Source organism: Proteus faecis (genome assembly GCF_030286765.1).
Lineage (GTDB): Bacteria > Pseudomonadota > Gammaproteobacteria > Enterobacterales > Enterobacteriaceae > Proteus > Proteus faecis.
Map to the genome: position 1 here is coordinate 253,630 of NZ_JASVWV010000004.1, position 20,819 is coordinate 274,448.

Genomic DNA, 20,819 nt, shown 5'->3' on the forward strand with positions numbered 1-20,819 from the left:
AAAAAAAAATATTGAATTAACACATAAAATCAACAAGATATAATTTTTACTATAATTTATAAAAATATTGTTTAATAAATTATTTTAAATTGAAGAAAGTTTTATGTGTAGGAAAAGAGAATAAGGGTTTTATTAAAATCCAAAAATAATTTAAATTTTAGATTATAATTCTTAAATTATCTCAATTTGGTTATTCTTTTTACTAAAAATAATCTATTTAAAGCATTGCCTAAAAAAATGACCTATTGGGCTTTTTAAATGCATAAAAAAACCAGTATCACAAATTATGTAAATACTGGTTTTTTATTGTGATAACGCAACAAACTTAATTAGCGTTTTACTTCTTCTAGGTCACTCGGTAATGGTGACTGTAAACTTTGCCAGATAATACCACTGTCTTTACCATATTGGCGAACACATTCCATGACATGCTCGACATCTTTTTGCTCACATAATACAGCCAGTTTTTTATAAAATGCTAACGCGAGTTCTTTGGCTTGAATATTTGAGAAATAATAACGACCTACACGGGTATAAAGCCCTTTTAAACCGTTTAAGATAAGACCATAAATTGGATTACCTGATGCAAACGCCAATCCACGAAAAATGTTGTAATCCAGTTCACTAAACTCATCAGCACTATTTTCAGTCGTAAGCTCATGATTTAAAACTTCAATACATTTTTCAGGACTATTTCTAAATGCTGTACGTATAAAAATAGCTGAGATATTAGTTCTGACAGCCAATAAGTTGTCTATTAATTGTGGTACTCGATCATGATCAAGGCGAGCGACTGTTTCAAGGATATTAAGGCCTGATGTTTCCCAGAAATTGTTTACCTTCGTTGGCTTTCCGTGTTGAATAGTTAACCAACCATCACGAGCAAGACGTTGTAACACTTCTCTTAATGTGGTTCTTGTAACGCCAATTAATTCAGAGAGCTCACGTTCCGCTGGAAGAATAGATCCAGGAGGAAAACGATTATTCCAAATGCTTTCAACAATATACTCTTCCGCAAAACCTGCGGGGCTTTGAGCCTTAATAACCATATTTTTATTTCTTCCGAAGCGACTTTTCTGCTAATAATGAAAAATATAATATCAGAATGCGTAATTTTGATATAGCTCAACCATCATTAAATAGTGAATGGCATCATAAAACTTGATGTCGTTTTGCCAATTAATTATGACTAATGAGCTTAATTTCACAGCGATTAGCGCGTACTATGGTTAGATTGCGTATCATTGCGCTAAAAATCTCTATTTGGAGGATGAGAAACCTAATGGACATGAGTATAAGACAAGCACTACTAAAGAACTTTATGGGGAACTCCCCTGATTGGTATAAGCTTGCTATTCTTACTTTTTTAATTATCAACCCACTGATTTTTTTCTTTATTGACCCTTTTGTTGCCGGCTGGCTATTAGTTGTAGAATTTATTTTTACACTATCTATGGCACTAAAGTGTTACCCATTACAACCCGGAGGATTACTTGCTATTGAGGCCGTCATCATTGGTATGACTAGCCCAAAACAGATTGGTCATGAAATTGCCAACAACCTTGAAGTGATTTTGCTTCTTGTCTTTATGGTTGCAGGTATCTATTTTATGAAGCAATTATTACTGTTTGCTTTTACTAAACTACTGTTATCTATTCGTTCTAAACGAATGTTATCTATTGCCTTTTGCTTTGCGAGTGCATTTTTATCTGCCTTTTTAGATGCTTTAACCGTTATCGCGGTTGTAATCAGTGTCTCTCTCGGTTTCTACTCTATTTATCATAATTTTGCATCTAATCAATCAGGTACAGAATTAAGTAATGATGGGTTTATTGATACCGCAGAAAAAAAACAAACTTTAGAACAATTCCGTGCCTTTTTACGTAGCTTAATGATGCATGCCGGTGTCGGTACTGCGTTAGGTGGCGTAATGACCATGGTAGGTGAACCACAAAACCTGATTATTGCGAAACATTTAGAGTGGGATTTCGTGACCTTCTTTATCAGAATGTCACCTGTGACTATTCCTGTCTTCTTTGCTGGTCTTGCTGTGTGCTACTTTGTTGAACGCTTTAAGCTCTTTGGTTATGGTGCTGAATTACCTGATTTAGTTCGTAAAGTTCTCACTGAATACGACAAGAAAAACAGTGAAAAACGCACTTCTCAAGAAAAAGCACAACTGATAATCCAAGCATTAATTGGTATTTGGTTGATTGTTGCTTTAGCGCTTCATTTAGCAGAAGTCGGTATTATCGGTTTATCTGTTATTATTCTCGCCACTGCATTTTGTGGGATCACAGAAGAACATGCACTTGGTAAAGCATTTGAAGAGGCCTTGCCTTTCACTGCATTATTGACCGTTTTCTTCTCTATTGTTGCTGTTATTATTGATCAACAATTATTTGGCCCTATTATTCAGTTTGTTCTTCAAGCTTCCGAATCCTCACAACTGTCTCTTTTTTACCTCTTTAATGGTCTATTATCTGCTATATCAGATAACGTGTTTGTGGGTACGGTTTATATCAGTGAAGCTTTAACAGCATTGCAAGATGGATTAATTAGCCAATCACAATATGAGCATATTGGTGTTGCTATTAATACAGGTACAAACTTACCTTCTGTTGCTACCCCAAATGGTCAAGCTGCATTCCTGTTCTTATTAACATCAGCACTATCACCACTCATCCGTTTATCATATGGTCGTATGGTAATAATGGCACTGCCATATACAATCGTAATGACATTACTTGGTTTACTGGCCGTTGAGTTTTGGCTTGTCCCTGCAACACATTGGTTCTATGACATTGGTTTAGTTGCTATTCCATAACAATTGATCCACAGTTACACCACATAAATAGGACTTTTATTCGATAAAAGTCCTATTTCCTTCATAAAAACAAGCTTCAATGTAAATATTTGTGAAATAACGGGTTTTAACTTTTTTTGCGCTTGATTTTTGGGCAGAATAGACACTTATTTTATTTAATATTTAAATGGATATTATTATGCTGACATCTCTTCGTCACTGGTCCCAAAGCCGTTTTTCATGGCTATTGCTTGCATTAACAGCAATAGGTCTTGAAGGTGCTGCATTGTATTTTCAGTACGGAATGGAATTAATGCCTTGTGTAATGTGCGTCTATCAACGCATCGCAGTATTAGGGATCTTAGTTGCTGCATTGATTGGCGCATCCGCACCTAAAATGGCACTTATGCGTATGGCAGGTGGTTTTATATGGATTTATTCTGCATACCGAGGAATTGAACTCTCTTGGGAGCATACACAACTTATTCTGAACCCCTCACCTTTTGCAACCTGTGACTTTTTTGTCACTTTGCCTTCTTGGTTTGCCTTGCAAGATTGGTTCCCTGCTGTATTCCAAGCAACCGGTGATTGTTCTGTCAGCCAATGGCAATTCTTAACTTTAGAAATGCCACAATGGATGCTTATTATTTTCTCTGCTTATTTTGTTGTAGGTTTATTAGTATTAGTAAGCCAAATAACAAATTCTTTTAGAACAAAAGAATAAAAAAGAAAATAGCCTTTAGCGATAAACTAAGGGCTATTTTTATAATAGAAACGTAGCGATTAAATATTCAACCAAAAACAAACTTTAACCTGGAATACAAGCTCCTTCAATTAAAGCTTGTTCACTACAACGCTTACCATTAGCAAATTGACACACTGGTGTCTGCCCCCCATGCAATTCATAGTTTAAAGACGGCACGCCACCAGAAAAGACACAAGTAGCCTTGGCTGACTCTTCTAAGGGAATATCAGGACTCGTTATCGGTATTGTCCGATTTTTACTCACTATTTGTGTAGATGGATGTTGTGTCTGCGCTGAATTACTGCATCCTGCAATAAAAGCAAAGCTAGTTAACATTGATAGATAACAAGCTATTTTAAATTTCTTTTGCATCAAAGACACCCTAATTTCTTCCAGTTATTCCTATTAATGTGAAGCACTTTTTGAAAGTAGATTTATAACTAAAACACCAGCAATAATTAAAGTCATACCAACAATAGCTGGTAAATCGAGTTTTTGTTGATAGAGAAACACCGCTGCAACAGAAACTAAAACTATCCCTAATCCACTCCATATAGCATAAGCAATACCTAATGGCATAACTTTTACCACTTGAGAAAGCGCCCAAAAAGAAAAACAGTAACCAATGACGACTACAATAGATGGATATAATCGGCTAAAACCATCAGAAGCTTTCAACATTGTTGTCGCAATGACTTCAGATATAATTGCCAACATTAGGTAAGTTAATCCATTCATTTTTTAGTCTTAATCCTATACAAAGTCAATTTTGTGAATTCTATCACAAGCGAGATTAAGGATATTCATCTACAACAAATAAAAAAGGCACTTTTTCTATTGAATAAGTGCCTTTATATTATGTGAGTGCTTAGTTAGTGTTGATGGAGTTGATTCTTTTTACGGGGCTCTCCGCCCATAGAAACGCGATAGCGATTAAAGATAAAACCACACCAAACCACTGCAATAATACTTAATATTGTTCCTGCATAGCCAAGATTTGTCATACCGGCATGTAAAATAACCTGATTACCAATCAATGCCCCAGCACCAATACCGATATTAAAAATACCAGAATAAATAGACATAGCGATATCTGTTGCATCAGGCGCTAAATCAATCACTTTGACTTGCATCCCAAGGCCAATACACATAAAACCAATTCCCCAAAATATAATCAACACAATAAATGTTGTTAAATTTTGGCTACTTATCATTAATAAACCTAAACACGCAGTGAGTAAAACAAGAGCAAAAAATAAGAATGATGTTGGCATCTTGGCACTATAACGACTAAATAACACACTACCAATAATGCCTGCACCACCAAAAATAAGTAGAACCAAGGTTGCAAAATTTTGATCTAACTTTGCAATATCAATAACAAAAGGCTCAATATAGCTATAAGCTGTAAAGTGTGCTGTAACTGCTATGACCGTTAGCAGAAAAATCCCCATTAATGGAGCACGTTTTAATAACACAGGCACACTTTTTAATGATCCTGAATGTTCACTCGGTAATAAAGGCAAATAACGCATTAACGCAAACATGGTAATTAAAGCTAAAACGCCAATTCCCATAAATGTTGCACGCCATCCTAACCACTGCCCAACAACACGACCTAAAGGCAAACCAAGTACCGTTGCTAACGCAGTTCCTGTCGCTAATAGACCTAATGCCTGAGCTCGTTTACCGGCAGGCGCCACCCTAATAGCCAGTGATGCGGTAATAGACCAAAACACAGCATGAGAAAAAGCGACACCAATACGCCCTGCGATCAGAGATTTAAAATCCCATGCTACGCCAGATAAAACATGACTTAAAATAAAGATTATAAATAAAATAATAAGTAACTTACGTCGCTCAACTTTACTGGTCATTATCATTAAAGGTAGAGACATTAAAGCAACAACCCAAGCATATATCGTGATCATTAAACCTGTTTGAGCTGGGATCATTCCAAAGCTTTCAGAAATATCACTTAACAGAGCAACAGGAACAAATTCTGTTGTATTAAAAACGAAAGCCGCGAATGATAATATTATTACTCTGATCCATGCTGTTTGACGGCTAACTTCATTTACGTTTGATGTTGCGATATTCATAGTTAATTGATATTTTCTTAAATTATATTGATATATATACCATGCTTTTTTGTAGCAGCTTTTATCTGATTTGCTTTTCTTACTTGAGCTATAAAATGGATTTATTACATTGAAAATAAAAAATAGCATAAAGATAAAAATGCATTTTATTAGAAACAAAAAATAAACCAAATTATCACTAAACTTTATTGCTAAAGCGAATCAGCTATTAATTTTAGCATATTCATATCGCAACTTTAAATCCCCTTAGCAACTTCTTTTTAACGTTAACATAATCTACTAATAGTAAAAATGTAGATATAAATGATCGGTTACTACTTTATGTTGAAGAATAAAAATTTACTCTTTTTAATAAAAATATATCGTGTATTCATTGAATTAAGTTAAGATATATTAATTTAATAACCGAAAATAATCTTACTGTTGGATAAAAGATAAATAAAAATAGAAAGGATATTGAGATTACTGACTTAAGTCATTAATAACTTGAAGTGCTTGCTCACAAGCAATGTTTTTCGTAGGCGATATTGAACCATTAAAAGCATTTTTGATAGTCGAAATTTGTTCTTTTGCTGGTCGTGGTAACACTAAATTTCCATTAGAAAGAGCTTTTTCAACATCGTTTAGTTTTTCAGCTAACTGCTGGCAACTTCCATTATTATCTTTAGATTGATAAAGAGCCATAAGCGTATCGTGTTTTGCTTCTACGGTAGAAAGAGTTTCACGTAATGTTGATGATGAATTTTCAATCACTTCGCGGCTTTCACTCCAAAACTCATCTGTATTTTCTTTAATCACAGACACCATTAAAATAGCGACAAGAATAGCTAGCATAATTGTCAGCGATAATACCCCTCCTGTAATAATAAGTATCTGTTTCATATAAAACCCCACATCACATATAAATTATATCTTTTTTAATATTTCTTTTTAATATATATAGTTTAAATAAACCAGGTTCAATCTGAATTACGATTCTTTTTATTTTTTACATTTTATTACGGAGGTATACAGTTCTATTTATTTTTACCTCTGAAAGAACAACAAATAATAAATCGATAAGAGTGTCATTTATTAAACACAACCTATCTTATTTTTCATGTTTACCTTCTAACATCCTTATAAAAAAATAAATAATATTCAACTAGTTAATTCATGCTTTATAATTACTTGACCACGGCAATATTAATTATTTTATATCGTATAGAGCCCATCTAAAGAGATTGAAAATATTATATTTTCAACACAGAAATTAACCATGCAAATTGAAAGATGAACTCATAAAAGTAATCAATTTGAAACTCAATTCCTAAATAAACACTGACACACGAAGCGTCTTCTATACAAATTATTAACCATACTTACAAATCAGGAATAAGCTTAATTGCCTAAAGGATCTTAGCGATAACATTTATCTCAATAAATATGTATCAATATCTCTTTTGATGTTAAAACATAAGCTATATTTAATTAGGATGATTATTAACTTATTATCTCAATAGGATATCAAAATGCAACTCGACTTTTCTTACTACAATCCGACAACTATTTATTTTGGAAAAAATTCCCTTGCTAAATTAAATGATGAATTACCGCGTTATGGCGAAACAGTTATGTTGATGTATGGCCGTAATGCAATCAAGTCTAGTGGCTTATATGATGAAATCATAGAAATACTAAAATATGCAGGTAAAAAAGTGGTTGAGTTACCAGGTGTTATGCCAAACCCAACGTATAAAAAAATGATGGAAGGTGTTCACTTAGTTCGCGAACACAATGTCAGTTTAATATTAGCGGTTGGTGGTGGCTCCGTTATTGATTGTGCGAAAGGCATTTCCATTTCAGCTTATTGTGAAAATGAAGATCCTTTTCAAAAATATTGGATTGAATATCAAGATGTGACAAATAAAATTGTTCCAGTCGCATCAATTCTTACCATGGTAGGTACAGGCTCTGAAATGAATGGGGGCTCGGTCATTACCCATGAAGAGACTAAATATAAAATTGGGCGTTTATTTCCTGCCAATGTATTTCCAAAGTTTTCAATCTTAAATCCAGAATATACTTTTACAGTTTCTCAATACCAGATGGTGAGTGGTGTATATGACACAATGTCTCACCTAATGGAACAATACTTTTCTGATCAAGGTGCAAATACAACCGATTACTTAATTGAAAGCTTATTAAAATCTTCTATTGATAACTTACGTATCGCACTTAAAAATCCAACGGATTACGAAGCAAGAAGTAATCTTATGTGGAATGCAACACTTGCATTAAATACCCTCACAGGATTATCCAAAACTCAAGATTGGCAAGTTCATATGATTGAGCACCAATTAGGGGCTTATACAGATTGTGCACATGGAATGGGACTCGCTGCAATTTCTCTACCTTATTATCGTTTTATCTATAAGTTTGGTATTGAAAAATTTGTACGCTTTGCAACTCAGGTATGGGGAGTTTCCCCTGAAGGAAAAACACAAGATCAAATTGCCCTTGAGGGTATTGATGCACTAGAACGTTTTACAAAGGAATGTGGCATTATTACTTCATTAGAAGCCTTAGGTGCAACAAGAGAGATGCTTCCAGAAATTGCACAGTCAACCACAATTATTGGCAAAGGCTATAAAAAGCTAACAACTAAAGATGTGCGAGATATTTTAGAAGCCTGTTTTTAAACATAATCTTAAAAAATGAATATTATGTAAGTTGTTAAAAAAAATTGCATATCAAGATTTATCATAAGCAAGGTGATCATTTATAGATAATCACCTTGCTTTCTACAAATCAGCATAATAATTACGCATTTCCAATTCAAAAAAGTAATTAATTTTTTGATAGTAATGCCTATACATATCGAATAGTTTATAATCATAACCATAGATTATGATTAACACTTAAGTTATTACTTACAGTGTTATTTTTTCATTCGAGTATAAATAAATCTAATTATGCCCAAAATATTAATAATACAAAGAGATAACATTGGTGATTTAATACTTACAACACCATTAATTGATGCTCTTTCCCGTGAATACAATACAAAAATTGATCTTCTCGTAAATTCTTACAATCAAGCAATCTTAGAAGGTAACCCTTCTGTCGGAAATGTACATATTTACAGTAAGTTACATCATAAAAAATCAGGACAATCGTCCTTAAAGCTCATTCTAAGTCGCTTAAAAATTATTTTTGATATGCGTCGTCAGCATTATGACATTGCAATTGTTGCTCGTGATCATTGGGCCAAAAGAGCATTACAATGGGCAAAATTATCCGGTGCTAAACGAATTATCGCTATTGGCGATGATGCACCATCAGCAGTGACAGATCCCATCCCAACACCATCTAACAAAGGTCATATCGCTGAGTTATTTTGTCAACTAGCCCACCCTCTTGGAATAGAGAAAAAAGCAGGTCCTTTAAAGTTGTATGTTAAAGACGAAGAGATCTCTACAATTCGTCAACGCATTAAAATAACTGAAAATGTTCCTGTGTACGGCTTACAAATCAGTTCACGTAAACCACAACAACGTTGGCAAGCAGAAAAATTTATCGCGTTAGCGCACCAATTAACACAACGCGAAAAATGCCATATTCTTCTCTTTTGGTCGCCAGGAAGCAATGATAATAAGCAACATCCTGGTGATGATGAAAAAGCACAGTTTATACTCGAACAATGCAAAGATATCCCTATTACGCCAGTACCTACACAAAATCTTCGAGAATTAATGGCGGGTATGTCTTTATGTGATCAGATGCTAACCAGCGATGGTGGCGCATTACATATTTCAGTTGGTGTTGGTGTGCCAACAGTAGCCATGTTTGGTAATAGCGATGCTGATTTTTGGGGACCATGGCATATTGCCAGTGAAGTACTGAAAGCACCTGAAGATACTGTAGGGCTTCTTACGGTAGAGGATGTATTGACTCGTTTTATTACATTAAGAAATCGAGTTACTGTTTTAGATACAAAGAACTAATCACCGATTACTCATAAAAAACAGTATTTAAATGAAAATTACCTTATTACTACAACTAATAAAGTGATTTTCATTTTTTATGATCAAAAAAAGGACCTCAATGAGGTCCGTTTTTTATATGGTGCCCAGGGCGGGACTTGAACCCGCACAGCCTTACAGCCGAGGGATTTTAAATCCCTTGTGTCTACCGATTTCACCACCTGGGCTAAATTGTATTTACTTGTTATGCATAATACTTGCTTATACAAACTAAATAACAAATAAATTTAAAGCATTTACGTCTAAAACTGCTAACTTTAGTTTTTTGCTTTTCTCTCACTAACTTATCGCTAGAGGAAGAAAAAACGGACCTAAGTTAAGGTCCGCTATTTATATGGTGCCCAGGGCGGGACTTGAACCCGCACAGCCTTACAGCCGAGGGATTTTAAATCCCTTGTGTCTACCGATTTCACCACCTGGGCTAAATTCTGTGGTGCGTCCGTAAATTCTTACTACTAAGAGAGATACTGGTATGGACGACTTATTTACTTTTCACTGCCATTTAGAATGGACTTTCTTTTTGCACCAAACTCTCTATCTAAAAGAGATGGTGCCCAGGGCGGGACTTGAACCCGCACAGCCTTACAGCCGAGGGATTTTAAATCCCTTGTGTCTACCGATTTCACCACCTGGGCATTAATGGAGGCGCGTCCCGGAATCGAACCGAGGTACACGGATTTGCAATCCGCTGCATGACCACTCTGCCAACGCGCCTCAACTGCTCAATCTCATAAGAGATTGGAGCGGGAAACGAGACTCGAACTCGCGACCCCAACCTTGGCAAGGTTGTGCTCTACCAACTGAGCTATTCCCGCTTTACCGAACTTGCTGATTTACTTATTTATTTCTGTAAACCGTTGTGCCTTTCGATGCGTTGCATTCTACTGATTTCCTGAATCTAGTCAACACTATATTTGCATCTTTTTGACTGTTCGGTGAATTTTCAGTCATTTCGATCAACCTTCGCGCAAATCTGACCACGCAGCGCTCAAATATTGAAACATTGACCAGAAAGTCAACACTGTTGCGATATATAATAAAGCGAATCCAAACCACTCTGCTTCAACCGTAGGACGCCATAATAACACAACCAACGATCCCATTTGTGCGGTCGTCTTCACTTTTCCTATCCAAGAAACAGCAACACTGTTACGTTTTCCTAATTCAGCCATCCATTCCCTTAATGAAGAGATAATAATTTCACGAGCAATCATTGTTGCTGCTGGTAAGGTTATCCACCACTCATGATAGTACTCAGTAATTAAAACAAGTGCTGTTGCAACCATTACCTTATCCGCTACTGGGTCAAGAAAAGCGCCGAAGCGGGTAGTTTGTTTCCATCTACGTGCTAAAAAACCATCAAACCAATCTGTTGCAGCTGCTACCATAAAAATAATAGCGCAGACTAATGGAGCATCTTTGAATGGTAAATAAAACACCAAAACAAAGAATGGAATTAGAGCGACACGAAATAGAGTTAGCCAAGTTGGGATATTTAGTTGCATAGCGTTCTACACGACCTAGAAAAGTGAGAGTTATTAATATGGTGCATCAATACACTTAGTGTTTCAACGCATTAAAAATTTTTTCTGCTAATGCAGTCGAAATTGTCGGAACTTTCGCAATTTCTTCAACACTTGCATCTCGTAAAGCTTGTAGCCCCCCCATATATTTCAACAACATTTGACGACGCTTAGGTCCTACACCTTCAATAGACTCCAGTGAGCTGGTATTTTTTACTTTTGCTCTACGTTGACGATGCCCTGTTATCGCATGACGATGCGATTCATCACGAATATGTTGGATCAAATGTAACGCAGGCGAATCAGAAGGCAACGCCATTCCTTCCCCCTCTGGCACAAAAAACAAGGTTTCAAGCCCAGCTTTACGGTCACTCCCTTTTGCAACACCAATTAATTTCGGGTGTGATTTGTCCCAATCAACATTAAGAGAATCAAATACCTCTATTGCTTGTGCTAATTGCCCTTTACCACCATCAATAAAGATAATATCAGGAACCTTACTGTCTTCTAATGATTTACCATAACGTCGAGTTAACACTTGATTCATCGCTGCATAATCATCACCAGGAGTAATACCACTGATATTATAGCGTCTATATTCCGATTTTAATGGGCCATTCATGTCAAATACTACACATGAAGCCACAGTTTGCTCTCCCATAGTGTGACTAATATCAAAACATTCCATTCGTTTTATCTCTTTCATATCAAGAAGAGACATCAAAGAGGTATAACGTTGTGAAATTGTCGATTGCTCAACTTGTTTTGAAGCCAATGCCGTAGCTGCGTTTGTTCTAGCTAATTTCAAATAGCGCGCCCTATCACCACGCGGTTTTGTTTGAATTTGAATCTTTCGCCCTGCAATTGAAGATATAGATTCAGAAAGGATCGCCTTATCTTCTAAATTAAAATCGAGCAAAATTTCAGTTGGCAAAGTGCGAATTGCACTACCTTGTAAATAAAATTGACCAATAAAAGTCTGAACAACTTCATCAATTGAAGTATTTGCAGGAACTTTAGGAAAATAACTCCGACTTCCTAACACCTTACCTTGGCGGAAAAAGAGAACATAAACACAAGCAATCGCACCATTAAAAGCAACACTGATCACATCAAGATCATCACCAATATTGGCGACAAATTGTTTTTCAGTCACTTGTCTTACAGCTTGGATTTGGTCACGAATGCGAGCTGCCTCTTCAAAACGTAATTCTTGGCTAGCTTCTTCCATACGTTTAACCAACCCGTCAATAACCTGTGTATCATCACCTGAAAGGAAAAGCCTCACATAATTAACTTGTTGAGCATATTCTTCATCAGAAACATAACCTTTTACGCAAGGAGCAAGACAACGGCCAATTTGATATTGTAAACAAGGTCTTGAACGATTGCGATAAACACTGTCTTCGCATTGACGAATAGGAAACAATTTTTGCATTAATGCCAATGTTTCTCTTACTGCGAATGAATTAGGAAAGGGGCCAAAATATTCACCCTTGGCATGTTTTGCACCACGGTAACTAGCAAGTCTAGGGTGTTTATCACTGCTTAAATAGATATAAGGATAGGATTTATCATCTCGTAACAATACATTATAGCGAGGTTGATAACGCTGGATATAGCTATGTTCAAGCAATAAAGCTTCCGTTTCTGTATGGGTGATCGTAACATCAATATTTGCGATGCACTTCACTAAAGCTTCAGTCTTACGGCTATTTACCTGTGTACGAAAATAGCTAGAAAGCCTTTTTTTCAGATCCTTAGCTTTACCGACATAGATTACTGTGTCTGTCGCATCATACATCCGATACACACCTGGTTTATCAGTGAGTCGGCTTAAAAATGCTTTGGCGTCAAATTTGTCTTCCACTTTTTAAATGACTCTCTATCTCAATTAACCCATAGCGTATTGCTATATGAGTTAATTCTACATCACCTGAGATTTTAAGTTTACTAAACATTCGGTAACGATAGCTATTTACTGTTTTTGTATTAATATTCAGTTCACTGGCGATTTGTGTGATTTTTTTCCCTCTGATAATCATCGACATAATCTGCAATTCTCTTTCAGACAGATGATGCAAAGGATTTAATTCTTGCTGTAATTTTGTTAGTGCGATTTCCATCGCTAACTCTTGGCTTATATACCGTTGACCGATGCAAACCTGTCGAATAGCTTGCAGAATATTGTCACAAGAAGTATCAACAACAATAAAACCCTCAATACCCAATTGAAGAAGTGTTATTGATAATATAGAGTCTGTTTTTGGTGAAATAACAATTATTTTAATTGATAAAGAAGAACGCTTTATTCTTTTTATAGAGTCAATTAATGAGACTGAAGGCGTTGAGTAAAAAATAATAAGATTAACCGAAAATTGTCGGCAATAGCGAAATGCATCACTTTCATCATTCATTACCTTTCGGATATTAATTTTTTTAATCTGACTAAGCAGTGTTTTTATTCCCAAGTTAAATATTTCAACTCGACTTATTATCAATGTATTTATCAATAACTCTTTCCTTTTAAATTAAAACATAACAAAGAATGTTAAATCAATTTTTATAAGCCTTAACATGACTATTACACTATAATAAAAAAGGCTCATATAGAAAAGAGCCTTTAAAAATATAAAAAATCAATAAATAAGATATTATTGATTGAACATATTCATAATATCTTGCTCTGTTAGCATTGGTGTTTTTTCTACAAAATTATAATAATGAGGCTTGCTATCTATATAAATTTGCATTGTCAGTTTGCTTTCTTTCGCATCAGGAAATAACCCTGCTGACACATAGTAAGTATGGGGTTCTTTTAAATGGTAAAAAAGATGAGAGCCACAATACTTACAAAATGCTCGCTCTCCCCATGAAGATGAATCATAACGTGTTATATTTTCTTCGCCTTCAATCTTCAAATCTGATTTGCAATCAATTGAAAAACCTGGTCCTCCATTCCAACGTAAACACATACTACAATGACAAACACTGAGCGCAGAGATATCTTGTGCTGTTGATAATTTAACTTTACCGCATAAACATTGACCTTGATGCATTATAGTTCTCCTTTCCATTAAATCATGCATTAATCATTTAAGATTATATGCATGATTTAATTTATAAAATAAACACAATGCAAGCATAATTATTGCTTACACGCCTGTATTGCTACTTTGCCTTTTCGGTGGTAATGGTGAGAAATATCCAATTAATAAAATCAGTATTGCAACACCAATAAAGGCTAATGCTCTAAGTAATCCACTACTTAATGATGTATCAATTAGGAAAAGTTTAGCGATAACCACCGCCAACAATACACCACCAATAAACCATTGTGAACGTGACTTCTTACGTGTCGCCATCACCATAGTCACTAGCGCAGTAATTGCCCAAATAATTGCTAATACTGTTTGGATCACTTTGGAATTAATTATTGCATAACTCGACCAATCAATATCTGTTGCAAAGACTAATCCTCTTAATAAAATGCCATTTGCCCACCAAAAAATCATCGCAGGAATAATGTAATTCAATATAGGCAAGTTATTTTTCAATAATGCTTGATATTTAGGTGAGCATTTTATTACTGAAATAAATTGATAGCCAATCCATATTCCAATAATCCCGATTAGATCCATCAAATTAAATAATGGAATAAATTTAATACCACTTTCAGTTCCGTCATTAAAGTTTGCAAAGATCAAAGAAAGAACCAGTAAACCTAAAGCGGGCAAAGTCACTACCCAATAAGCATTTTGGTACTCTTTTATCCAATTCACTTTCATTGCTAGTATGTAACTTATTGCGATAAATAAACTTATACCCAAAATAATACTTGCAAAATGTAGGCTCACATAAAGGTACGTAACATCCATTAACCAAATAAATTCAGTAAATAAGAAAAGACCAATAAAGATAAGATGCATACTGTGGATTAATGCTTTATTGATCCTTTGTTTCGACAATAACGTATTTACTTTAAGTAAGTAGAAACCACTCGCAAAAATTGTGATCCAGATAATTGTACTTAACCCATTATCAATTAACGAACCTGAAAGATAGATATACACCAACATAATAAGCGCCGACATCGGCCAGAATAAAATAGAGCAACTTGCTAACTCAGAAAATTGAGCTTTTCTCCCTGCAAAGAACATACCCCAGCAACTAATAAGAATAAAAGCAAAGGTAATAGATTTTACTTCTGGAGAGAGCCAATGTTCACCATATTCTTGTAAAAGTAATACGCTATATCCCCAACTTACAGTAGAGATAAAGAGTGTCACATATCCAATAGCTCGATTATCAAGATGAGTAAATTGAGCTCGATACCACAGTACTCCGACAGCAAATACAACAATGACTTGTGTTACAAGCATTAACCAATCACCTAACGAGATAATAGGCATGTTAAATAATAAAACGAAAGAAACTGCAACTAAAATAGTCCCTGCAATAGCCGGTTTCTTTTGCTGCTGTAAAACAGAAAATGCAAGGATCATCACCCCTTCAATTGCCCATACAATCGATGTCCATTCAGCAGAGAATGCAAATGGTACGGCTAAAGTGGCAAAAGTAGCAGAAAGCATCAAGAAGGCAATTGCCAGTAATTTACCCTCTTCACGATAACGCTTAAGTGCAAACCAACTTAGTGCAAAATAAGCTAATCCATAAAGAGATGAGGCAATAGCAACTCCATATGGCCATTCTGAGGCTAATCGATATTGGAAAATAAAACCAATTAATGGTGTACCAAATAGTAATGTGGCATCAAAAGGAATATTAAGTTTCAGTTTATTTTTCAGTGTTGAAAGTTCTGTTGCAATACCAAAAATCAACCAATTCGCAATTAAAAATAACTGACAAGGTAAATAATCCGCATGAGTGTAATTTGGTATTGCCCATATAAAACCAATACCAAAAGTGAAAGCGAAACCAATCAGATTTAATAAACGCCAAACTTGCCAATGGCTAATAATAAGAATACCAATTGAAAGAATAAGGTAATAACTAAACAAAGCTATATAATTGCCACTTCCCGTGGACAATAAAACAGGAGCTAAATATCCGCCTAATGAGGCTAATACAGCTAAACTAATTGCTCGATGAAGAACCGCTAAAATAACACTGACAATACAAATCAAGACCATAATGGCTAAAGCGATGCCAATAGGAATAAAATCATAAATTTTAGTCGCAGCAAAAATAGTGATGTAAAACCCACCAATACCGCCACCTTGTAAAATTAATGCATATATCAGATTTTTCTTTCTAAGCCACCAACCAATACCTAATAAGGCTAAACATCCTGTTCCCGCCATCATTAAACGTGTTGATGCTGAGACAAGCTCATTATCAATACTGTATTTAAGTAAATAAGATAAACCAAAAAAGAGTAATAACATCCCTATTTTAGCCAGCGGATTTCCTGTTACTACCCAATTCCAAATAAGTCCCAAAATCGATTTCTGTTGACGTTTTGAGCGAGGATTTAAATTAGGTCTATATTGCGATGCCGGTCGATTTACTTGAGGTGTAGCATTTTCTGAATGACTGGTTTCAGATCTCGTAAGGCTTGCACTTGCCACACCCGCTCTATTCTCCATAAGCAGATCTGATGCTGGTTCAACATATGTTTGTTTTACCTCTTTTTGGTAATGATGAGCAAAACGGCTTGTTGCTACCTTCGGCCGATATGGTTCAGGCTCTTTAGGTGTAGGGGCTGTTGATATTTCTGGCTTACTAGATTGTTTGTTTTCAAGGTTAATATCATTAACCCTAGAAGATTGCACAGATGGATTTTCTTCATTAGGAAAAGTTTTATTAAATGCCTTTTCTTGTGATGCTTGTGCATGTTGATATACAGGTGTACCGTTATTCTCCGCCTTATTTTGCACCGGTTCTATTGTGTCAATAGATTCAACTGTTTTAGATTGATAAGTTGGACCCGTTGGTTGAGGCTCTCTTTTTATATCACGGGATAAATCCTTAACTTCACATTTCTGAGTATCAAGCTCTGTGCGAATATCCACAGCGTTATCTTTATTTAATAACTTAAATAATTTCTCTTGTTGCTCAGTAAACTTTTCTTCAAGCTGTTTAATTCGATGTAACAATGAATTGCTATTAATATAAGCGTGATATTGCCAATACAAAGATACCACGACAAATATTGTAACAATGAGCGTCAAAAAGTCGTCCATAAACCTAATCCTTTTGCGTTAAGCATCACATAGTTTTAATCTCTTCCCCTTAGTTATACTTTAATTTTCACAGATTTATCTTAGTTTATTCCTAAATAATCTATTTCGAGAACTCTTGATTTAAACCTAGCACACAATTTCGAAAAAAAGGTATGATCGGTAACCTAACTTAATCTTCCATTTATATCGCAAAATACACTCATAATATGAAATTAAATGACGAATTAACTAATGCTATCGCTTCTGTAACAGAAGCAGCAGCTATTGCAGCAATGCCTTGGATTGGCAAACAAAATAAAAATGCAGCAGATGATGCTGCTGTCAGTGCCATGCGTGAACGTTTAAATAACCTAAATATCAATGGTGAAATTGTCATTGGTGAAGGTGAAATAGATGAAGCACCTATGCTCTATATTGGCGAAAAAGTAGGAAATGGGAAAGGCGATAAAATAGAAATTGCGGTTGACCCTATTGACGGTACACGTATGGTAGCTATGGGTGAAAATAATTCCCTAGCTATTTTAGCCGCTGGCTTTGAAGGCAGTTTTTTACAAGCTCCCGACATGTATATGGAAAAATTAATTGTTGGTAAGCAAGCTGCAGGTGTGATTGATCTTAACCATTGTCTTGAATATAACCTTGACGCTATTGCTCAAACATTAAATAAACCTATTGAACAACTAACTCTTGCTATTTTAGATAAACCACGTCACCACGATATTATTAAAGATCTACGCGCGAAAGGTATTAATGTAATTACACTCCCTGATGGTGATGTTCTAGCTTCTTTATATGCCACAATGCCTAATAACAGTATTGATGTTATGTATGGTATTGGTGGAGCACCTGAGGGAGTAATTAGTGCGGCTATCGCTAAAGCATTAGGCGGTGATATGCAAGCACGTTTGATTACTCGGGATATTGCAAAGGGAAATAGTGCAGAAAATAGAGAATATGCGGTCTCTGAAATTGCACGTTGTCATAAAATGGGTACAGATGTAAATATTAAATTGTCATTAGACACATTAGTACGTAACCAAGATGTTATGTTTGCAGCAACAGCAATTACCAAAGGTGATTTCTTATCTGGCGTTAATCAACAAGCTCAATACCTACAAACACACTCTTTGGTCATTAATGGTTCAACGCATACATTACGTTATATTGAAAATTTCCATTTACGTTAATGCCTCATTTTGTCTTCTTTTCCTTGAGACATAAAAAAGCGGCACTTTATTAAGATGCCGCTAAATTTACTTCAAGGGGTATATTTATTGTTATTTACTCACTTCAGATTTAAGCCAACAAATTAGCTGGATTCTCTACACATAATTTTTTAATAATAGATTTATCAATGCCACGTTGAGCCAATAATGAAAGGAATACATTAGGAACAAATCCCCAACCATTTCCCCCATTTTTCGCCCACATCTGTTTTAAGAACACATCATGGCTTAATACGATTTGGCTACCATAACCTCTTTCAATTAAGGTTGCGACAGCTTCTATGGTATCCATAACACTTGGTGCAGCGCCTTCTTTAGGAAAAGAGATATCCAGACCAATCATATCAAACTCAAGCCAAACACCGCGATCTAACATTTTGCATTGATAATCAATATCTTTACCTGATGGATCAGAGTGTGCCAATGAAATCTTAGCGGGGTTACATCCCATTTCTGTTAATAGAATATCTAAAACTTCATCACCACGACGTTGCCAACCCGGCATATGAATATTCATTGAAACATGAGGATTACTATTTTGCGCAATAGCAGCAGCACGTAAACTATTTTTTTCACCATCAGTAAAGAATGGAGAAACGCCAATTTCGCCAATCATACCAGCACGAATATCAGTACCATCGATACCTACATTCAATTCATCATCAATGATTTTTGCCATTGCATCAATATCATCAGCCAAACGCTTCCCTTCAAATTTTTCAATATAAAGTCCTGAAGATGCAACAACGTTAATGCCGGTTATTTCTGCAACTTGTCTTAATTTTCTAATATCACGTCCAATTGATGAAGATCCAGTTGCATCAACAATTGTTCTGCCTCCTAACTCTTTGAAGTTATTTAATTCAAAAATAACATCTTCGATAGGCTTCTTATCCATATTATCGCAACAGCAATATGGATCGTATTTAAGTCCCCACTGAATATCTGCACTCACTTTTTTATCAACTAACACATGCGAGAATTCATAAAAAGGTTCATCAACAACACCTGAGAGATCATTAAAAAGGTGTTCATGGGGCAATGTTAACCCCATATCTTCTTTTTTCACGGGGCCAGTTACGGTTTGAATATAACCTTTCATTACGATACTCCTACGCTTTTGCTGACTTAGTCGCTCTGAATTCAGGGATTGTAGTTACAATCGCACCCACTAACGCAAATAATGTACCGATGATTGTCACTAAATAAACGGTATTGCCTAATGATGGTAATAATAAGTCAATTAATACAGAACCTAATAACTGACCCGCTGTTGAAGCAACACCTAACATCAGTAAGCCTAAACCACGAACTAAAATAGCCATTAATGCGATAGACATAAGTCCTAAAGGACCACCTAAATACATCCACCAAGTACCTGGTAATTCAAGAGTGAGATGACCTAATGCCATGCGAACAATAAGAGCAATCGTTAAAACAGTGAAACCAACAATAAAGTTCCAAGTGATAGACACCATCATAGAACCTGTTGCTTCTGCAACTTTAGCGTTACCTGCGGGTTGCCAGCCTGCTAATAAACCAGCAAGGAAAGGTAAGATTGCTAAATAAATAAATGAGGTTGAGTGCCATTGTGGAGAAACTACAAATAAAGTTGCAACAACAGCTAATATTGCACCTAATACACGATATGGTGTGAAATATTTTTTCTCATCAACACCTACACCAAAGCGGTCACATAGTAAGCCTGATAATAAGAGTGCTGAAATTAATGCTGTTTGGAATGTTGCAATTCCTAACGCGCTTGCAGAAGCCCCTTCAGAAAAAACAACCATTGCACCACAAAGGCCTGCAAACCAGTTCCATAATGGAATTTTGCGCGTTTTAATTAAACTAGGAATTGAAGCAAATTGCTGGCGATACTGTTTTTTTGACATAATGATAAAAAACATTACCACTAAACCACTGGCAAAAGAGATAACTGCACTCGCATTACCATCTTTTAAAACATGCCCTAACTGCCCATTCACCGCAGACTGCATTGGTGATAGCATACCAGCTAACACAGTTGCTAACATCAGCAATGGTGTTGATAAATTTTTTGTACTCATAAGATGTTCCTTTTGGATTATTGGCTATGAGTGATTTCTTTTTTTATTTTTCAAGTAATCGGTTTTTATTAGCGCAGAGCGACAACTCTGCGCTTTTTTACTTTTTATGACTGTTAT

The 20,819-nt window shown here is 35.5% G+C and carries 17 protein-coding genes and 5 tRNA genes; 5 read left to right on the forward strand and 17 right to left on the reverse strand.

What is annotated here, in order from left to right; translation table 11 throughout:
- Nucleotides 1–329: 329 nt before the first annotated feature.
- Nucleotides 330–1,049: a fatty acid metabolism transcriptional regulator FadR gene (gene fadR / locus QSH13_RS08210; RefSeq protein WP_072064116.1), complete on the reverse strand. Its 720-nt coding sequence runs from the start codon at nucleotides 1,047–1,049 to the stop codon at nucleotides 330–332.
- Between the two features lie 233 nt (nucleotides 1,050–1,282).
- Here fadR and nhaB point away from each other — a divergent pair, with 233 nt between their 5' ends.
- Together nhaB and dsbB are read left to right on the forward strand one after the other, a co-directional pair.
- Nucleotides 1,283–2,827 (forward strand): sodium/proton antiporter NhaB, encoded by a 1,545-nt coding sequence (gene nhaB / locus QSH13_RS08215; RefSeq protein WP_109397687.1) that lies wholly within the window; start codon nucleotides 1,283–1,285, stop codon nucleotides 2,825–2,827.
- A gap of 178 nt (nucleotides 2,828–3,005) precedes the next feature.
- Nucleotides 3,006–3,530, forward strand: coding sequence for a disulfide bond formation protein DsbB (gene dsbB / locus QSH13_RS08220; protein ID WP_286038984.1), 525 nt, complete (start codon nucleotides 3,006–3,008; stop codon nucleotides 3,528–3,530).
- An 84-nt stretch (nucleotides 3,531–3,614) separates the two neighbouring features.
- Here the strand turns inward: dsbB and QSH13_RS08225 are convergent, their stop codons facing one another.
- The 4 genes from QSH13_RS08225 to QSH13_RS08240 form a co-directional block, all read right to left on the reverse strand.
- The gene (locus QSH13_RS08225; RefSeq protein ID WP_109397689.1) at nucleotides 3,615–3,923 is read right to left on the reverse strand and encodes a putative hemolysin; all 309 of its coding nucleotides are present in this window, start codon (nucleotides 3,921–3,923) and stop codon (nucleotides 3,615–3,617) included.
- A gap of 33 nt (nucleotides 3,924–3,956) precedes the next feature.
- Nucleotides 3,957–4,289 (reverse strand): SMR family transporter, encoded by a 333-nt coding sequence (locus QSH13_RS08230; protein ID WP_006532970.1) that lies wholly within the window; start codon nucleotides 4,287–4,289, stop codon nucleotides 3,957–3,959.
- 134 nt (nucleotides 4,290–4,423) lie between these two features.
- On the reverse strand, nucleotides 4,424–5,653 hold the full coding sequence (locus tag QSH13_RS08235; protein WP_109398372.1) for a sugar transporter: 1,230 nt from the start codon (nucleotides 5,651–5,653) through the stop codon (nucleotides 4,424–4,426).
- A 462-nt stretch (nucleotides 5,654–6,115) separates the two neighbouring features.
- A complete protein-coding gene (locus QSH13_RS08240) occupies nucleotides 6,116–6,535 on the reverse strand; it encodes a hypothetical protein (protein ID WP_286038983.1) in 420 nt (139 codons plus the stop codon).
- Between the two features lie 629 nt (nucleotides 6,536–7,164).
- On the opposite strand from QSH13_RS08240, the gene QSH13_RS08245 reads away from it, so the two are divergent.
- Nucleotides 7,165–8,334, forward strand: a complete 1,170-nt coding sequence (locus tag QSH13_RS08245) for an iron-containing alcohol dehydrogenase (RefSeq protein WP_286038982.1) — start codon at nucleotides 7,165–7,167, stop codon at nucleotides 8,332–8,334.
- Nucleotides 8,335–8,607: 273 nt separating this feature from the next.
- Complete coding sequence (locus QSH13_RS08250; RefSeq protein ID WP_194294884.1) at nucleotides 8,608–9,639, forward strand: glycosyltransferase family 9 protein; 1,032 nt, start codon at nucleotides 8,608–8,610, stop codon at nucleotides 9,637–9,639.
- A gap of 119 nt (nucleotides 9,640–9,758) precedes the next feature.
- On the opposite strand, the gene QSH13_RS08255 is transcribed toward QSH13_RS08250, so the two are convergent.
- The 10 genes from QSH13_RS08255 to QSH13_RS08300 all read right to left on the reverse strand — a co-directional run bounded on the left by QSH13_RS08255 (nucleotide 9,759) and on the right by QSH13_RS08300 (nucleotide 17,407).
- A tRNA-Leu gene (locus QSH13_RS08255) sits at nucleotides 9,759–9,845 on the reverse strand.
- Between the two features lie 168 nt (nucleotides 9,846–10,013).
- Nucleotides 10,014–10,100 (reverse strand) — tRNA-Leu (locus tag QSH13_RS08260).
- Between the two features lie 126 nt (nucleotides 10,101–10,226).
- Nucleotides 10,227–10,313, reverse strand: a tRNA-Leu gene (locus QSH13_RS08265).
- A 5-nt stretch (nucleotides 10,314–10,318) separates the two neighbouring features.
- Nucleotides 10,319–10,392: transfer RNA gene (locus tag QSH13_RS08270), tRNA-Cys, on the reverse strand.
- Between the two features lie 25 nt (nucleotides 10,393–10,417).
- Nucleotides 10,418–10,493: transfer RNA gene (locus QSH13_RS08275), tRNA-Gly, on the reverse strand.
- Between the two features lie 141 nt (nucleotides 10,494–10,634).
- The gene (gene pgsA / locus QSH13_RS08280) at nucleotides 10,635–11,183 is read right to left on the reverse strand and encodes a CDP-diacylglycerol--glycerol-3-phosphate 3-phosphatidyltransferase (protein WP_075674025.1); all 549 of its coding nucleotides are present in this window, start codon (nucleotides 11,181–11,183) and stop codon (nucleotides 10,635–10,637) included.
- 55 nt (nucleotides 11,184–11,238) lie between these two features.
- A complete protein-coding gene (gene uvrC, locus QSH13_RS08285; protein WP_109398375.1) occupies nucleotides 11,239–13,071 on the reverse strand; it encodes an excinuclease ABC subunit UvrC in 1,833 nt (610 codons plus the stop codon).
- The gene (locus QSH13_RS08290; protein ID WP_286038981.1) at nucleotides 13,055–13,618 is read right to left on the reverse strand and encodes a LuxR C-terminal-related transcriptional regulator; all 564 of its coding nucleotides are present in this window, start codon (nucleotides 13,616–13,618) and stop codon (nucleotides 13,055–13,057) included. The genes uvrC and QSH13_RS08290 overlap by 17 nt, the downstream gene beginning before the upstream one ends.
- A gap of 237 nt (nucleotides 13,619–13,855) precedes the next feature.
- Nucleotides 13,856–14,260 carry a GFA family protein gene (locus QSH13_RS08295; RefSeq protein WP_109398377.1) on the reverse strand — a complete coding sequence of 135 codons (405 nt, stop codon included), beginning with the start codon at nucleotides 14,258–14,260 and terminating at the stop codon, nucleotides 13,856–13,858.
- Nucleotides 14,261–14,356: 96 nt separating this feature from the next.
- Nucleotides 14,357–17,407: a DUF2339 domain-containing protein gene (locus tag QSH13_RS08300; RefSeq protein WP_196544745.1), complete on the reverse strand. Its 3,051-nt coding sequence runs from the start codon at nucleotides 17,405–17,407 to the stop codon at nucleotides 14,357–14,359.
- 206 nt (nucleotides 17,408–17,613) lie between these two features.
- On the opposite strand from QSH13_RS08300, the gene glpX reads away from it, so the two are divergent.
- A complete protein-coding gene (gene glpX, locus QSH13_RS08305; protein WP_109398379.1) occupies nucleotides 17,614–18,594 on the forward strand; it encodes a class II fructose-bisphosphatase in 981 nt (326 codons plus the stop codon).
- 109 nt (nucleotides 18,595–18,703) lie between these two features.
- Here the strand turns inward: glpX and QSH13_RS08310 are convergent, their stop codons facing one another.
- Nucleotides 18,704–19,735, reverse strand: coding sequence for a phosphotriesterase family protein (locus QSH13_RS08310; RefSeq protein WP_196544744.1), 1,032 nt, complete (start codon nucleotides 19,733–19,735; stop codon nucleotides 18,704–18,706).
- Between the two features lie 10 nt (nucleotides 19,736–19,745).
- Nucleotides 19,746–20,702, reverse strand: a complete 957-nt coding sequence (locus tag QSH13_RS08315; protein WP_109398381.1) for a DMT family transporter — start codon at nucleotides 20,700–20,702, stop codon at nucleotides 19,746–19,748.
- Between the last annotated feature and the right edge of the window lie 117 nt (nucleotides 20,703–20,819).

Bases quoted from the DNA above. Each gene is read 5' to 3' on its own strand.
- fadR (WP_072064116.1), bottom strand. From the start codon at position 1,049: ATGGTTATTAAGGCTCAAAGCCCCGCAGGTTTTGCGGAAGAGTATATT.
- nhaB (WP_109397687.1), top strand. From the start codon at position 1,283: ATGGACATGAGTATAAGACAAGCACTACTAAAGAACTTTATGGGGAAC.
- dsbB (WP_286038984.1), top strand. From the start codon at position 3,006: ATGCTGACATCTCTTCGTCACTGGTCCCAAAGCCGTTTTTCATGGCTA.
- QSH13_RS08225 (WP_109397689.1), bottom strand. From the start codon at position 3,923: ATGCAAAAGAAATTTAAAATAGCTTGTTATCTATCAATGTTAACTAGC.
- QSH13_RS08230 (WP_006532970.1), bottom strand. From the start codon at position 4,289: ATGAATGGATTAACTTACCTAATGTTGGCAATTATATCTGAAGTCATT.
- QSH13_RS08235 (WP_109398372.1), bottom strand. From the start codon at position 5,653: ATGAATATCGCAACATCAAACGTAAATGAAGTTAGCCGTCAAACAGCA.
- QSH13_RS08240 (WP_286038983.1), bottom strand. From the start codon at position 6,535: ATGAAACAGATACTTATTATTACAGGAGGGGTATTATCGCTGACAATT.
- QSH13_RS08245 (WP_286038982.1), top strand. From the start codon at position 7,165: ATGCAACTCGACTTTTCTTACTACAATCCGACAACTATTTATTTTGGA.
- QSH13_RS08250 (WP_194294884.1), top strand. From the start codon at position 8,608: ATGCCCAAAATATTAATAATACAAAGAGATAACATTGGTGATTTAATA.
- pgsA (WP_075674025.1), bottom strand. From the start codon at position 11,183: ATGCAACTAAATATCCCAACTTGGCTAACTCTATTTCGTGTCGCTCTA.
- QSH13_RS08290 (WP_286038981.1), bottom strand. From the start codon at position 13,618: ATGAATGATGAAAGTGATGCATTTCGCTATTGCCGACAATTTTCGGTT.
- QSH13_RS08295 (WP_109398377.1), bottom strand. From the start codon at position 14,260: ATGCATCAAGGTCAATGTTTATGCGGTAAAGTTAAATTATCAACAGCA.
- QSH13_RS08300 (WP_196544745.1), bottom strand. From the start codon at position 17,407: ATGGACGACTTTTTGACGCTCATTGTTACAATATTTGTCGTGGTATCT.
- glpX (WP_109398379.1), top strand. From the start codon at position 17,614: ATGAAATTAAATGACGAATTAACTAATGCTATCGCTTCTGTAACAGAA.
- QSH13_RS08310 (WP_196544744.1), bottom strand. From the start codon at position 19,735: ATGAAAGGTTATATTCAAACCGTAACTGGCCCCGTGAAAAAAGAAGAT.
- QSH13_RS08315 (WP_109398381.1), bottom strand. From the start codon at position 20,702: ATGAGTACAAAAAATTTATCAACACCATTGCTGATGTTAGCAACTGTG.